Source organism: Desulfarculaceae bacterium, assembly GCA_020444545.1.
Lineage (GTDB): Bacteria > Desulfobacterota > Desulfarculia > Desulfarculales > Desulfarculaceae > Desulfoferula.
This window is the reverse complement of the sequence record JAHLKT010000002.1, coordinates 163,481-177,290: the sequence shown is the minus strand read 5'-3', so window position 1 is coordinate 177,290 and position 13,810 is coordinate 163,481. Positions and strand designations below refer to the sequence as shown.

Sequence of the window (13,810 nt, the reverse complement as noted above, 5' to 3'; positions counted from 1 at the left end):
CATGTGGGGACGCATCCGAGCCCTGGTAATCAAGGAGCTGCTGGCCTTGCTCAAGGACAAGACCAGCCGAATAATGCTCATCGTGCCGCCCCTGTTCCAACTTTTGATCTTCAGCTACGCGGCCACCTTCGAGCTGAACCAGGTGCCCTACGCGGTCTACAACCAGGACGCAGGGGTGGCTTCCCGCGAGTTGCTGGCCTCGTTCCAGGGCTCCCCCGCCTTCCAGCTACGCCAAACCCTGGACCACCTGGGCCAGGTGGCCCCGGCCATCGACGCCCGCGAGGTGCTGATGGTCATCAACATCCCGCCCGACTTCACCCGCCAGCTCATGCAGGGGCGGCCCGGCGACTTGCAGGTGATCATCGACGGCCGCAACTCCAACACGGCCATGGTGCTGCTGAACTACGTGCGCACCATCGTCACCAATTTCAGCGGCAAGTGGGCGGCCGACCACGGCTGGCCCAAGCCCCCGGCCGAGCTCAAGGTGCGCACCTGGTTCAACCCCAATTTGGAGAGCCGCTGGTTCATCGTGCCGGGCATCGTGGGGCTGTTGACCCTGCTGCTCTCCCTGGTGGTCACGGCCCTGTCCGTGGCCCGGGAGCGCGAGAACGGCACCTTCGACCAGTTGCTGGTCACCCCCTTGCACCCGGCGGAAATCCTCTTGGGCAAGGCCCTGCCCGGCATAATCATCGGCCTGGGCGAAGGCAGCCTGATCATGCTGGTGGCGGTGAAAATCTTCCAAGTGCCGCTGTTGGGCAGCCTGGCCGCGCTCTATCTGGGCATGGGGCTGTTCATCCTCTCGGCGGTGGGCCTGGGTCTGATGATCAGCTCCATCTCCGTGACCCAGCAGCAGGCGCTTCTGGGCACCTTCCTGTTCATGGTGCCCGCGGTGATCCTCTCGGGCTTCGCCACGCCCATTGCCAACATGCCCGAGATCGTGCAGCAGTTCACCCTGCTCAATCCCCTGCGCTATTTCCTGGTAATCATCCGGTCGGTGTTCTTGGAAGGGGCGGACGTGGAGCTTCTGCTGCCGCTCTACTGGCCCATGGCCGTGATCGGGGTGGTGACCCTGGGTATCGCGGGCTGGCTCTTTAGGCGCAGGTTGTACTAATTCAACAGCGCGGCCAGCTCGCGGGGGTGGCTTAGGATCGCGGCCGCGCCCGCCTGGCGCAGTTCCTCTTCCCCCCGGAAGCCCCACAGCACGCCCACGGGCAACATGCCCGCTCTCCGCGCGGTGTTCATGTCCACCGCCGTGTCGCCCAAAAAGATGCACTGCGCGGGCTCCAGGCCCAGGTCTTCTGCCATGCCCAGGGCGGCCTGGGGGTGTGGCTTGATAGGCACCTCTGGCTTGGCCCCGGCCACGGCCGCGAAGCTGAACTCTGGGAAAAAGTGGGGCACGATGATCTTGGTGAACTCGTCCACTTTGTTGGAGAGCACCGCCAGGGCCAGGCCCCGCTCCACGGCCAGGCCCAGCATCTCGGGGATGCCATCGTAGGGGCGGGTGTGCACCGCCCAGTTGTCGGCATAGACCGCGCGCATGCGCCGGGCCATCTCGCGCACCGTGTCCGGGTCGCGCCGGTCCTCGGGCAGGGCGCGCTCGGCCAGCTTCTCCACCCCGTTGCCCACGAAATAGCGGTAGGCCTCCAGGGGATGCACTGGCAGCCCATCGTCGGCCAGAACCGCGTTCATGCTCTCGCCCAGGTCGTCCAGGCTGTTGATCAGGGTTCCATCCAGGTCGCAGATCAGGGCGGCAAAGGGCACGGTATATCCTCGCGGGCATGGGGTTGCAGGACGCACGCCCTCAAATCTAGACCCCACCCCCCTGCCCCGCAAGCGCCTTTTCTGGCGCGACCGGCCCGGTTAGAGTGAAATTAGGGAGAAAGCGAGGGCAGCATGGTCATTCCCACCGCCAGCTTCGGAGACAAGGATTTCCCGGTGACCCGGGTGGGCCTGGGCGGCGAGGGGGTGCTGCGCACCCAGGACCGCGAAGAGGAGGCCCAGGCGGTGATCGAGGCGGCCATCGCGGCGGGCATCACCTACTTTGACACCGCCCCGGCCTACGCGGGCAGCCAGGGCTACTACGGCCAAGTCTGGCCAGAGCGGTCCGAGGACCGGGCCCGGGTGTTCCAGACCAGCAAGTCCGCCGCCCGCGACAAGGACGGGGCCTGGGCCGACCTGGAGAACACCCTGGCCACCATGGGGGTGGAGCGCCTGGACCTGTGGCAGATTCACGACATCCGCACCGAGTACGAATATCAGCGCATCTCCGGTCCGGGCGGGGCCCTGGAGGCCTTTGTGCAGGCCAAGGAGCAGGGCCTGGCGCGCCACATCGGGGTTACGGGCCACCACGACCCCTATCTGTTAACCAAGGCGGTGCTCACCTGGCCGGTGGACGCGGTGCTTTTGCCGGTGAACCCGGCCGAGGCCTGCTTGGAAGGCTTTTTGGACGAGACCCTGCCCGCGGCGCGGGCCAAGGGCCTGGCGGCCATTGCCATGAAGGTGCTGGGCGGGGGGCACTATCTTTCGCCCCGGGACGGCCTGGACGCCGAGGCGCTGATCCGCTTTGCCCTGGCCCAGGAGGTGACCACGGTGATCGTGGGATGCTCCACGCCGGAGGAGGTGGCCACCCTGGCCCGGGCCGGAATCAAAGGCCCCTTGCCCCCCGAGGGCGTGCAGCGCCTGACCGGGATGTTCCGGCCCCAGGCGCGCCATCTGGCCTTTTACCGGGGCCGCTACTAGAAGCCGGGCAAACGAAGAGGCCGGCGGTCTTGCGTCCGCCAGCCTCGTTGACTGCTCTGGGGCGGTCAGGCGATCAGCGCCAGGGATCGTCCTCCCACTCCAACTGATCGGCCCGCCGTTGCTCCCATGCGGCGTCGTACCCCGGCGGGGCCACGTTGGCGCAAGACGCCAGCATCGCGCTCATGGTCGCCAACAAGATAAAAAAGGCCAGCATTCTCAAAACGGTCATGATTTTCTCCTGCCGTGGGACTGCCCCAATATTGCCAACATAGCGCGCCGGGCGCAACCTCTTTAAGCTCCCTGCACAAGCGATGCTCCCTGGGCTATAATGCCCATCCCAAAGGGAGGGGCCATGTTGCTCAAGTTTTACCGCATAATCGCCGCCGCGCTCCTGGCCCTGGCCCTTAGCGCCGCCCCGGCCATGGCCAGCGAGACCGCTCCCAGCCCCCAGAGCCTGCCCTTCGCGGTGCCCAACCAATCACCCCTGGCCCTGGCCCTGGTGCCCTTCACTCCCACGGGCGCGGCGGTGGCTCCGGCGGGCACGGGCCGCCTGCTGCTCACCACCGCCTACTCCAGCGTGTTCGTGCGCCAGGGCAGCAACCGGGCCAGCCTGGATTTGGACATGGAGCTGGGCTACGTGTCCCTGGGCTATGAGCAGTCCCTGCCCCACGGGGTGCGCCTGGGGGTGGAGCTGCCCGCCGCATTTTACTGGGGCGGCTTTATGGACGGCTTCATCGAATCCTATCACCGCGCCCTGGGCCTGCCCAACGGAGGCCGTGAGCAGGTGCCCCAGGATCTGGTGCGCTACCGGGCATCAAGCCGAAGCCGCACCATCATCAGCCAGGACTCCAGCACCCAGGGCGTGGGTGACCTGCGCCTCAAAGGGGCGTGGAGCCTGTGGGCCCGGCCGGGCGCGGCGCTCAGCCTGTTGGGCCAGGTGAGCCTGCCCAGCGGCGACCCGGACAAGGGCCTGGGGGCCGGGGGAGCCCTGCCCGCCCTGGGCCTGACCGGGGAGCTGACCCACGGCCGCTGGTCCTTGAGCGCCAACGCCCTGTACTTCTATTTGGGCTACACCAGCCTGCTGGACCCCCTGGAACCCAACAACGTGGCCGCCGGGAGCCTGTCCCTGGGCTGGGCCTGGAGCGACACCCTGACCCTGCGGGCCCAGCTAAACGGGGCCACGCCCCTGCTGGACGACACCGGGGTGGAGGGGCTGGACAACGGCATGTTGCAGATTCTCCTGGGCGTGCAGTGGGTCCCGACCCACGGCCAGCTCATCTCCATCGCCTTTGCCGAGGACCTGATCTACTACACCAGCCCGGATTTTACTCTGAGCCTGAGCTGGGGCTGGACCTTTTAACCGGCGGCGCAGCCAGACACCGGAATACTGCGTTGCCGGCGTTTCCATGGCTGTGCCACGAGATGATGGGATATTTAATAATTTTCTTATTTGTTATTATTTAACTAACATTTTAAGTAATACTAACTGTATATATTCCTTCATTGGGCTGGGATATTAGCGGACGGCACGGCTATGCCCCGGTAAGTCTTGGCTTTTTTCAGCAGATCGACCATCGAGGCCTGGCTGATCTTGGCCGGGTCGTAGGTCACGGCATTGATCTCCCGGCCCCGGTGCCAGCCCCGGGTCACCTTGATAACTCCCGGCTGCCCCTCCAGGGCGGCCTTACCCACGTCGTATCAGGCGACATAGAAGACGATGCGCTGAGGCGGGGCCGCGTCGGCGTGGGGAGCCGGACCGGCGAGGATCGCGGCCACCAGGGCCAGGCCCAGAGCCCAGACCCAGGCCTGCTTGCTTGCCTGGCTCATCATGGCCCTACCCCCTCTTCCCAGTGGCCCGAACCGTGATCTTGCTCACGTACTTGACCCAGTCGTCGCCGTAGTGGTCTCCCGCCACCACCCTGAGCGGGAAGCCGTGCTTGGGAGGCAGGTCCTTGCCGTTGACCTGGTAGGCCAGCCACACCTTGTCCGAGAGCACCTCGCTCAGCTTGAAGTGCTCGATCTTGGTGTAGCCGCCATTGGGCCCGCGAATCTCCACCATGTCGGCCATGGGGTCCAGGCCCGTCTCCTCCAGCAGCTTGCCCAGGCTGAAGCCCTGATACACCGCGTTATAGGAGAACACCCCCGGGCAGATGAGCAGCACTGTCCGCTGCATCTGGGGCCGGGCCCGCAGCGTGGCCAGGTCCAGGCTCAGCGGCTGCCTCAGCTTGCCCTGAACCACCAAACGCCACTTGGCAGGGTCCAGCTTGAGGTCGCTCTGGCCCATGGTGCCGAACTGCTCGATGGGGGTCACCGAAAGGTTGCGGTTGTCAATGCCCTTGGGGTCGCGGTTGAAAAGGCCGGTGGGTTTGGTGTGGGCCGGCAGGATCTGGCGCTTGAGCGCGGCCCAACCCCGGGAAGGCCAGGCCAGGACAAGATTGAGCCCGGCCAGGCAACCGAGGCCCAGGGCCAGGAACTTGCGTCTTGGCTGCATTATTTAGGCTGCTTTCCCACCCCCGGGGAACCAGGCGCGCCCTCCCCGGCGCGGCGAATTCCCTACTTGCCTACTAATTATATACGGGTCAGCTCCGCCAATGAAGGGCCGCGGCGGCGGCCCCCCACAGGCCGCTCTGCTCGTTGGTGTTGAGCAAAACCGGAATGCGCTCCAGGACGTGGACCATGCTCTCGGCCAGGCGGAACTCGCGGCCGAACGCGGGGTGCTCCACCAAGACCGGCAGTTTGGCGGCCAGGCCCCCGGCGATGTAGAGCCCGCCCAGGGCCAGGCAGCCCAAGGCCCACTGGCGGCAGGCCCGGCCATAGAAGCGGGCCATCCAGCGCACCGTCTCCGAGTCCTCGCCCATGGCCTGCCCAGCCTCCTTGGGGCTCAGCTTGTCGCCGCTCAGGAAGTGGTGCACGTGAGCCAGGCCCCGGCCCGACACGGTCACGTCGTTGCTGGGCTGGTCCATGTCCACCTGGCCGCTGAGGAACTCGCGGTACTCGCGCTCGCGGCCCCCGGCGAATGGAAAAGGCGCGTGACCGAACTCCGAGGCCAACACCAGACCGCCCGCGCCGGGCAAGAGGGCGGCGTGCCCCAGGCTGGTGCCCGCGCCGATCACCCCGATCACCCCGTCAGGATCCGGGTCGCCGGAGAGCACCTCGCGGGCATCGTCCACCGCCGGGGTGCGGCAGGCCCAGGCCTGGGCCACGAAGTCGTTGATCAGCAGGCTGGGCCCCAGGCCGTGGGCCGGGCGGTCGCGCTCCAGGTCGATGTCCCACTCGATCCAGGGCGGCTGGCAATAGGTGCCGCCTATGACCGGCCCGGCCACCGCGAAGCAGGCTAGGTCCGCCTCTTTGGGGGCCAGGCCCAGCTCCGAAGCCTCCACCTGCTCCAGCAGATGCTGAAAGGTCCCGGCCTCGGCGGTCTTGAGCCACACGCTGTTCTTGAGCTCCAGGCCTTGGTCTTCCTCGCCCGCCACATGGGCGAAGCGGCTGTTGGTGGCCCCTATGTCCGCGGTCAGAATGCTGGGCATGTCCTACCTCGTTGCTGCCGAAGGTGTCCCTATTGGGCTGTGCCGCCCGTGGGCGGGGTGCAGGCCCGGCCCCGGGTGGAGAAGAAAAGCTTGAGCCCCTTTTTCACCAGGTCCGAAAAAAGCTTGGGGGCCAGCACGTCGCCGGCCACCCGCTTGCTTATCTCGCCCAGGGTGGGATAGGGGTGCATGGCCCCGGCCATGGTGGAGAGCTTCACCTTGCCCCCGGCCACGGCCACCCACTCGTTGATCAGCTCGCCCGCGTGCAGACCCAATATCTGCGCCCCCAGAATCTTCTCGTCCTGATCCAGGATCAGCTTAATGCGCCCCTCGGCCTCGCCCTCGGCCAGGGCCCGGTCATTGCCCGCGAACTGCTCGCTCCACACGGTGTACTTAAGCCCCGCCGCCTCGGCCGCCTTCTCGTTCAGGCCGATGGAGGCCAGCTCGGGGTCGGCGTAGGTGCACCAGGGCAGCCAGGTGTAGTCCGTCTTGCGAGGCAGGTGCAGCACAGCGTTGGCCAGCACCACCCCGCCTTCGTAACCCGCCGCGTGGGTGAACTGGTTGCCGCCGGTCACGTCGCCCGCGCCGTAGATGTGCTTGTGCGCGGTGCGCAGGCGGGCGTCCAGCTTGAGGCCCTTGGCGTCGAATTCCACGCCGATGTCCTCCAGGCCCAGGCCTTCCAGGTTGGCCCTACGGCCCAAGGCCACCAGCATACGCTCGGCGCTCAGCTCCCTGGCCTTGCCGTCCGCGTTGGTGAAGGCCAGGTGCGGCCTGCCGCCAACCTCCCGCGCGCCGGTCACCTTGGCGTTGAGGTAAAACTCCACGCCCTCGGCCATGAGCGCGGCCATCACCCCGTCGGCCAAGTCCTTGTCCTCTTTGGAGAGGATCTGGCCGGAGCGCTGCACCACGCTGACCTTGCTCCCCAGACGGGCGAAGGCCTGGGCCATCTCGATGGCGATGGGCCCCGCGCCCAGGACGATGAGCGACTCGGGCAACTTGTCCAGGTAGAAAATTTCCTTGTTAGTGATGTAGGGCGTTTCGCTCAAGCCGGGCACCGGCGGAGCGGCCGGGGAGGAGCCCGTGGCGATGAGCCAGGCCTTGGCCGAGATGCGTTTGCCATCCAACTCCACGCTGTGCTCGTCCACGAAGCGGGCCGAGCCGAAGCGCACCGCCGCGCCCAGGGAGCAAAATCGGGCCTCGCTGTCGTGCTCCTGGATGGTGGCGATGACCCCCTTGATGCGGTCGCGCACCCGCGCGAAGTCCACCGGCGGGGTCTCCACCGGCGGAAGGCCGAAGCGGTCCGCCTGCTTCATCAAGTGATAGACCCGCGCGGTCTTGATCAGGGTCTTGGAGGGCACGCAGCCGTAGTGCAGGCAATCGCCGCCCAGGCGGGGCTCCTTTTCGATGAGCAGGGTCTTGGCCCCCAGCTGGGCCGCGCCCGAGGTAAGGGTCAGCCCGGCCGAGCCCCCGCCTAGCACCCCCAGGTCGTAATCATACGTCGCCATGCCCCCTCCCTTCCGGCTACTCGATGATCTGCTTGCGCCCGGTGCGGCGGCGGTACCAGGCCAGGCCCTTTTTGACCACCAGCGGGAACAGACCCAGGATCACGAAGCTGATGATCAGCCCGGGCGAGAGGATTCCCCCCAGGCTGTCGATCTGGCCCAGCTCCTTGCCCGCGTTGGTGAACACCATGGTGCCCGGCAACATGCCCAGCTGGCTGACCCAGTAGAAGGTGCGCAGCGGCATCTTGGTCAGGCCCATGACCAGGTTGATAACGAAGAAGGGGAACAGCGGCACCAGGCGCAGGGTGAACAGATAAAAGGCCCCTTCCCGCTCCACCCCCCGGTTGATCGCCTCCAGCTTGTCGCCGAAGCGGGCCTGCACCCAGTTGCCCAAGACGAAGCGGGCGAAGAAGCAGGCCAGGGTGGCCCCGATGCTGGAGGCGAAGGAGACCACCAAGAGGGTCTCCCAGAAGCCGAACAAGGCCCCGCCCGCCAGGGTCATCACCACCGCGCCGGGCAGGGAAAAGGCGGTGACCAGCACGTAGACCAGGAAGTAGCCGCCCAGCATCAAGGCCGGGTGGGCGTGGTAATAGGCCTGGAAGGCCTGACGGGAATCTTTGACGTAGCTCAGGGAAAAGTATTGCCCCAGGTCCAGCAGCCAAAAGGCCAAGACCGCCGCCACCACCAAACCCAGGATCACCAACTTTTTGATCAGGCCCCGGCTCATGCCGCCTCCCAGCTCCCGACCCGGACGCGGGCCGCCCTTTCTTAGGAGCAGCCCCTTGCCTAAAAGCCTACGCGGATCGGTCGCGCGATGAAAGTTACTCGTGGCGCCGCTGGGGCGCGGTTGCCGGGGCAGGCGATGGACAGGCCAAAGGCCTACTCGATGATTATCTCCAAGCGGCCCGCGCCCTGAATGCCGTGCAAGGGCCGCAGCAGGCCGTCCAGGCTGTTGGCCAGGATGTCGCGCACGAACGGCTTGGCCGGCACCGGCTTGCCGTCGGCCAGGATGGTCAGGCGCCGCTCGCCCTGGCTCTTGGCCCGGCGGGCGGCCAGCTCTTCGGCCAGCTCGGCCTCGCGGCCGGGCTCGATGCTCAGGGTCTCCTGGCCCTCGCCCGGAGGCAGCAGGCTGATGACCAGCTCCAGGCCGCGCAGACCAACCAGGGCCTCGCCCGCGCCGCCCTCCAGGGGCAGGCTCAGGGCCACCCCTTCGCCGTTGGCCCGCAGCAGCCCCACGGCCACGCCTTGCTGGGCCAGGGCTTGCATGAGCCCCTGGGCCAGGGCCTCGCGCTCCGGCCCGGCCGGTCCGTCCACATGCACCACCCGGGGCATCATGCCGCGCCCTCCTTGCCGCGCAGGGCGGCCAGCTCCTGGTCCCACTGTTTTTGGTACTTTGCGGCCAAGCGCTCGGCCTCCTTTTCCATGGCCCGGTGCCTGGCCATCAGCTTGAGGGCCTGTTCGGTGAGGCGCACCTCGCGGCGTCCCTTGCCGCGGCGCTCCAGCAGGCTGAAGCCCAGGCGGCTTTCCGAGGCCCGAAGGCGGCCCCAGGCCGCGCGGTAGCTCATGGACATTTGGCGGGCCGCCCCGGCCAGGGAGCCGGCCTCGTGCACCGCCTGCAACAGGGCCAGGCGGCCTTCGCCGAACAGGACCTTGCCCTCCTCCTCGACCCAAAGCTTGAACTGCACCCGCGCCATGACCTCTCCCCGCCTCGCCTAGCTATGGTAATAGGCCTGGCCCGCGCAGGCCGGGCACAGCTCGCCCTGGCGCAAGGGGTGATACTCCCCGCACCCCGCGCAGGGGCCGGTGGAGACCTTCTCGACGGGCTTGAGCCAGGAACGCATACGCACCGGCGCGGCCTGGGCCAGCACGTAGCCGCCGTCCAGGATGTCTTGCACCACCTGCTGCTTGTCCACCTTGCCGCCCCGGCGCAGGAACCAGTCCGCCACCCGGGGGAAGCGCTCGATATCGCCCACCTCCACCCAGGCCCGCGCGCCCTCCAGGGTCTCGCGGTCGTAGAGCGTCACCGCGAACTTGCCCCAATCAAGAAGCTGCAAGAACCCGTTGCCCAGGGTGCAGGGAGTTATCAGCTGCACTGCGTCGGGCAAACAGACCATGGTCTCCACCACCGCGTTGATATAGGGCGTGTCGCCCAAGAGATCCCAGGCCGCGCCCACCAGAAAGCCGCCCATGGTGGTGCCCGGCGACACGTGGCCATGGAACTCCTCCACCCGGAGGAGATACTCTTGGGCGGTGAGGCCGGCGATGAGGGGCTGGGGGGTGGGCATGGCGTTGCTCCGATGACTAAAGGCCGCGACCCGGCAAGCTTATCACAAACCCGCCGGGACCGGGCCTGCCAGGGGGCGGCCCTCTTGCAACACGCGTTCGGCGTGGCTGTAGAGAGTGGCCCTCTCGCCCCGCACGAAGCCCAGCAGGGTCAGGCCCAGCTCCTGGCCCAGGCTCTGGCCCAGGGCGGTGGCCGCCGAGACCGAGGCCACCACCGGCAGCCCGGCCCGGGCCGCCTTGAGCACCATCTCCATGCTCAGGCGGCCGGACACGGTGCACACGCATTGGCCCAGGTCGCGGCTCTGTTTGATGGCCATGCCGATGGCCTTGTCCAGGGCGTTGTGACGGCCCACGTCCTCTCCCACGCAAATGAGCTGGCCCTCGGCGGTGCCCAGGGCCACGGCATGGGTGGCCCCCGAGCGGCGGAAAAGCTCCTGTTCCGCTTCCATGGCCTCGAATTGTTTTTGGATGATCGCCAGCTCCACGGTGAACCCGGAAGCCACCGGCGCGATGCCCCCGCTCAGGTCGCGGAAGGACTCCAGGCCGCAGAGGCCGCAGGAGGTGGCCGCCGGGGCCACCCGGCGGGCGCGGGCCTGGCGGGCCAGGCCGGGCTCCAGGCGGGCGTCCACCCAATGCACCGGCCCCATGCCGGGCAGCTCACCGCGGCCGGTGCTCAGCTCCAGCACCTGCTCCGGCCGGGAGACCACGCCCTCGCTGAGCAAAAAGCCCAGGGCCAGGGCCTCCAGGCCGGCCGGGGTGGCCATGAGCAATACATGGGAGCGGCCCTCCAGGCGTATCTCGCAGGGGGCCTCGCGGGCCATCTCGTCTTGGCGGGCCTCCCGGCGGGGGCCGTCGAGGCTGAGCACCTCGCGGCGCGTCAGGGAGGGGTCGTCTGCTTGCGGGCTCAAGTTGTTCCTTCCCGCCGCGCCCCTTGGCTCACCACTGGTGCATCTGGTCGAACCCCTGCGCGCGGGCCAGCTCGTCCTGGGCCGCGTTGAAGCGCTGCCCGATGATGTAGGCCAGGTTGCGCATAAAAATATACCCGATGCGCGGGTTGGCTTCGAACAGGGCCTCCAGGGCCTCGCGCCCCAGGCGCAGGAAGGAGCACTGCCCCGAGGTGCAGTAGGCCGAGAGGGTGTAGATATGCGGCGGCACCAGGGCCGACCACCCCCAGGCCAAGCCGGGCTCCAGGGTGGACAGGGCGTGGTCGCTCGTAGACTCGCGGCCGGGCAGCTCGTAACGCAGCTCGCCCGCGCCCTGCCGCAGGATGAACAGCTCCTCGGCCGGCTTGCCTTCGGTGGAAATACGCTCGCCTTCGCGGGCCTCGCCGCCCCGGGCCAAGGCGGCCAGCTTCATCAGCTCGGGCAGGGCCAGCCCCTCCAGCATCGCCACCGTGCTCAGGAATTCCAGATGGTCCATGGGCACCTACCTTTTTGTGGTTAATTCCATCTTAACCATTCCCCCTCACCCCTGGAAACCCCCTGCTTCCCGCGCCTTAGGCGGATCGCTTGCTCCGGGGGCCGGGCGTGCTAATCTGTAGAAGACCATTCACCCGGGAGGACGGCATGACGTTGAGCGAGATTTACGCCCAAGGGCAGGCGGCCCTGGCAGAAAAAGGCCTGGCATGGGTGCTGAACGCGGTGGAAACCGGCTTCGTGCTGGAGCACGACCGCAAGGTGCTGGACTCCTACACCTTCAAGCCGCGCTACATCGACGCGCCCGCGCCCGACACGGCGGTGGAGGTGTTGGGCCTGGAGCTGGCCACGCCCATAATCATGTCCGCGGTTACCATGCCCATCCCCAAGATCGCCGAGCACGGCATGAGCCTGGTGGCCGAAGGGCTCAAGAAGGCGGGCAGCCTGCTCTGGTGCGGCAGCCCGGTGCCCGCCAACCTGGCCGAGCTCTGCGGCCTGGGCCTGCCGGTGGTGGCCAACGCCAAGCCCTTTAGGGAGCGGGGGCGCATCTTCGAAATGATCGAGGAGTTCCAAAAGGCCGGAGTGACCTGGATCGGCCTGGAGATCGACGCGGCCGAAGGCACCAAGGTAGGCGACAAGCCCATGGTGGCCGACTGCGCGCCGCTCAGCCTGGCCGAGCTACGCGAAATTCGCCGCGAAGTGGAGTGCCCACTGATATTGAAGGGCGTGTTGAGCGCGGAGGACGCGGCCAAGGCGGCAGAGGCCGAGGCGGACGGCATCGTGGTGAGCAACCACGGCGGCCACACCCTGGATTATCTGCCTCACGCCTTGCAGGTCTTGGACGAGATACGGGCCGTGGTCCGCGACCGCTTGGCCATCGTGGCCGACGGCGGGGTGCGCCGGGGCAGCGACGCGCTCAAGTGCCTGGCCATGGGGGCCGATCTGGTGGGGGTGGTGCGGCCCCTGCTCTGGGGCCTGGCCGCCGACGGGGCCGACGGGGTGCACGCGGTGGTCGCCGGCTTGAGCCAGGAACTGCGCCGCACCATGGGGCTTTTGGGCGCGGCAACTCCCCGGGAGCTGAACCGCGCCATGCTCATCACCGGGCCTTAGGCGCAGGCCTCCTCGCCGGGCCTTTCCTCTTCCCACAGAAAGGCCAGGTCCTCGGGGGTAAGCGGCTTGGAACTGGTGCGGCTCTGGCGGCGGCACACCGCCTCGAACAAGGTGACCACCCGGTGCACGTCCTGTTGCTGGATCTCGCCCCAGTCCTCGCGGACCACCTGGCGTTTGGAACAGCCCTCGCAATCGAAGTTACGGTCCTTGGCCTTCACCGCCTGGTTCAGGCAGCGGTCATAATCGGGGCAGGCAAAATTCCGTTTCAATGCTGTGCTCATGGCGTTTCCTCGACAGTGGTTCCCCTAAATAACTGCTATGCCGCCCGCCCGGCGAGCAGCATACCTAATTGTGGGCCTGCAAATTGAGAATGGGTATGCGGAAAATGTAGGAAATTCGACTAAGAAAAAGTCCTAGTCCGGCGGGGAGGAAAAACGGGCTCCGGATAGCGAAACTAAGAATTTACCTGGGGGGCAAACCCTAGAATTACCTATTTACTCGAGGGCAATCCTGCCCGAGCATAATTGACAACAGCCCACTCACACGCCGCTCCTCCAGCGGGGGCGGAGGATAATTTTTGGCAGGAGGAACCCATGGCCAACTTTGCCGATATGATCCGCACCGACGATTTTAAGAAGGAAAAGCACGTGCCGGTGGTGGAGATCACCCAAAAGGGCCAGCCCGGCGACCCGGTGGAAATCATGGTCTCGGTGGGCAAGGAGATCGCCCATCCCAACACCACGGCCCACTTCATCAACTGGATCACCCTCTACTACATGCCCCAGGGCGGCAAGTTCGTCTATTGCCTGGGCCGCGCGGAGTTTTCCGCCCATGGCGCCAGCACCGAGGGGCCGGACAGCATCGTGGCCAACACCGAGCCCGTGGCCTGTTTCAAGGTGAAGCTGGACCAACCGGGCACCCTGCTGGCCACCTCCTATTGCAACATCCACGGCGCCTGGGAGGGCCAGGCCGAGCTCAGCTGGTAATTATCGCGCCAGGCCGCGCCTCCGGGCGGGGGCGCGGCCTGGCCCGCTGACCGCGCTTTCAACAGCTGGCTTATCTGTTGGTCTTCGCGTAGCGCCCAACCAGCCTTGGCCAGCCCCCAAAGTTCCCAAGCCGAGCTGCTCGGTAATTCGCCTCACCTCGATAATTTTTTCTTGGGCTGGAGATCAGAATAAGGTAATTTAGGTAAACAGGTACTTATTTGATTTTATATTGAATCGACTTTACCTTTACC

At 66.7% G+C, this 13,810-nt stretch carries 18 protein-coding genes; 5 read left to right on the top strand and 13 right to left on the bottom strand.

Features of this window, described 5'->3' with window-relative positions:
- The first annotated feature begins 1 nt into the window (after position 1).
- The gene (locus tag KQH53_05320; GenBank protein MCB2226080.1) at positions 2–1,111 is read left to right on the top strand and encodes an ABC transporter permease; all 1,110 of its coding nucleotides are present in this window, start codon (positions 2–4) and stop codon (positions 1,109–1,111) included.
- Here the strand turns inward: KQH53_05320 and KQH53_05315 are convergent.
- Positions 1,108–1,761, bottom strand: coding sequence for an HAD-IA family hydrolase (locus KQH53_05315; GenBank protein ID MCB2226079.1), 654 nt, complete (start codon positions 1,759–1,761; stop codon positions 1,108–1,110). The genes KQH53_05320 and KQH53_05315 overlap by 4 nt on opposite strands.
- Positions 1,762–1,893: 132 nt before the next feature.
- On the opposite strand from KQH53_05315, the gene KQH53_05310 reads away from it, so the two are divergent.
- Positions 1,894–2,739: an aldo/keto reductase gene (locus KQH53_05310; protein ID MCB2226078.1), complete on the top strand. Its 846-nt coding sequence runs from the start codon at positions 1,894–1,896 to the stop codon at positions 2,737–2,739.
- 73 nt (positions 2,740–2,812) lie between these two features.
- Here KQH53_05310 and KQH53_05305 read toward each other — a convergent pair whose 3' ends face one another.
- The gene (locus KQH53_05305) at positions 2,813–2,968 is read right to left on the bottom strand and encodes a hypothetical protein (GenBank protein ID MCB2226077.1); all 156 of its coding nucleotides are present in this window, start codon (positions 2,966–2,968) and stop codon (positions 2,813–2,815) included.
- 123 nt (positions 2,969–3,091) lie between these two features.
- On the opposite strand from KQH53_05305, the gene KQH53_05300 reads away from it, so the two are divergent.
- Entirely contained in the window at positions 3,092–4,099 is a 1,008-nt protein-coding gene (locus KQH53_05300) for a DUF3187 family protein (GenBank protein MCB2226076.1), read from the top strand.
- A 140-nt stretch (positions 4,100–4,239) separates the two neighbouring features.
- On the opposite strand, the gene KQH53_05295 is transcribed toward KQH53_05300, so the two are convergent.
- From KQH53_05295 to KQH53_05250, 10 genes are all read right to left on the bottom strand, one after another.
- A complete protein-coding gene (locus KQH53_05295) occupies positions 4,240–4,431 on the bottom strand; it encodes a hypothetical protein (protein ID MCB2226075.1) in 192 nt (63 codons plus the stop codon).
- Positions 4,432–4,573: 142 nt separating this feature from the next.
- Positions 4,574–5,230, bottom strand: a complete 657-nt coding sequence (locus KQH53_05290) for a molybdopterin-dependent oxidoreductase (protein MCB2226074.1) — start codon at positions 5,228–5,230, stop codon at positions 4,574–4,576.
- A gap of 88 nt (positions 5,231–5,318) precedes the next feature.
- Positions 5,319–6,266, bottom strand: a complete 948-nt coding sequence (locus KQH53_05285) for a glucokinase (protein MCB2226073.1) — start codon at positions 6,264–6,266, stop codon at positions 5,319–5,321.
- Between the two features lie 29 nt (positions 6,267–6,295).
- The gene (locus KQH53_05280) at positions 6,296–7,768 is read right to left on the bottom strand and encodes an FAD-dependent oxidoreductase (GenBank protein MCB2226072.1); all 1,473 of its coding nucleotides are present in this window, start codon (positions 7,766–7,768) and stop codon (positions 6,296–6,298) included.
- Positions 7,769–7,784: 16 nt separating this feature from the next.
- Positions 7,785–8,492, bottom strand: a complete 708-nt coding sequence (locus KQH53_05275; protein MCB2226071.1) for a TVP38/TMEM64 family protein — start codon at positions 8,490–8,492, stop codon at positions 7,785–7,787.
- Positions 8,493–8,644: 152 nt separating this feature from the next.
- Positions 8,645–9,100 (bottom strand): hypothetical protein, encoded by a 456-nt coding sequence (locus KQH53_05270; protein MCB2226070.1) that lies wholly within the window; start codon positions 9,098–9,100, stop codon positions 8,645–8,647.
- The gene (locus KQH53_05265) at positions 9,097–9,459 is read right to left on the bottom strand and encodes a LysR family transcriptional regulator (GenBank protein ID MCB2226069.1); all 363 of its coding nucleotides are present in this window, start codon (positions 9,457–9,459) and stop codon (positions 9,097–9,099) included. The genes KQH53_05270 and KQH53_05265 overlap by 4 nt, the downstream gene beginning before the upstream one ends.
- A gap of 18 nt (positions 9,460–9,477) precedes the next feature.
- Entirely contained in the window at positions 9,478–10,050 is a 573-nt protein-coding gene (locus KQH53_05260; protein ID MCB2226068.1) for a hypothetical protein, read from the bottom strand.
- Positions 10,051–10,092: 42 nt separating this feature from the next.
- Entirely contained in the window at positions 10,093–10,956 is an 864-nt protein-coding gene (fdhD, locus tag KQH53_05255) for a formate dehydrogenase accessory sulfurtransferase FdhD (GenBank protein MCB2226067.1), read from the bottom strand.
- A gap of 28 nt (positions 10,957–10,984) precedes the next feature.
- The gene (locus tag KQH53_05250; protein ID MCB2226066.1) at positions 10,985–11,467 is read right to left on the bottom strand and encodes a cyclic nucleotide-binding domain-containing protein; all 483 of its coding nucleotides are present in this window, start codon (positions 11,465–11,467) and stop codon (positions 10,985–10,987) included.
- Positions 11,468–11,613: 146 nt separating this feature from the next.
- Between KQH53_05250 and KQH53_05245 the strand changes: the two genes are divergently transcribed.
- Positions 11,614–12,573, top strand: coding sequence for an alpha-hydroxy-acid oxidizing protein (locus KQH53_05245; GenBank protein MCB2226065.1), 960 nt, complete (start codon positions 11,614–11,616; stop codon positions 12,571–12,573).
- Here the strand turns inward: KQH53_05245 and KQH53_05240 are convergent.
- Complete coding sequence (locus tag KQH53_05240) at positions 12,570–12,854, bottom strand: hypothetical protein (protein MCB2226064.1); 285 nt, start codon at positions 12,852–12,854, stop codon at positions 12,570–12,572. The genes KQH53_05245 and KQH53_05240 overlap by 4 nt on opposite strands.
- Before the next feature lie 312 nt (positions 12,855–13,166).
- On the opposite strand from KQH53_05240, the gene KQH53_05235 reads away from it, so the two are divergent.
- Positions 13,167–13,559, top strand: coding sequence for a class II SORL domain-containing protein (locus tag KQH53_05235; GenBank protein ID MCB2226063.1), 393 nt, complete (start codon positions 13,167–13,169; stop codon positions 13,557–13,559).
- The last annotated feature ends 251 nt before the right edge of the window (positions 13,560–13,810 follow it).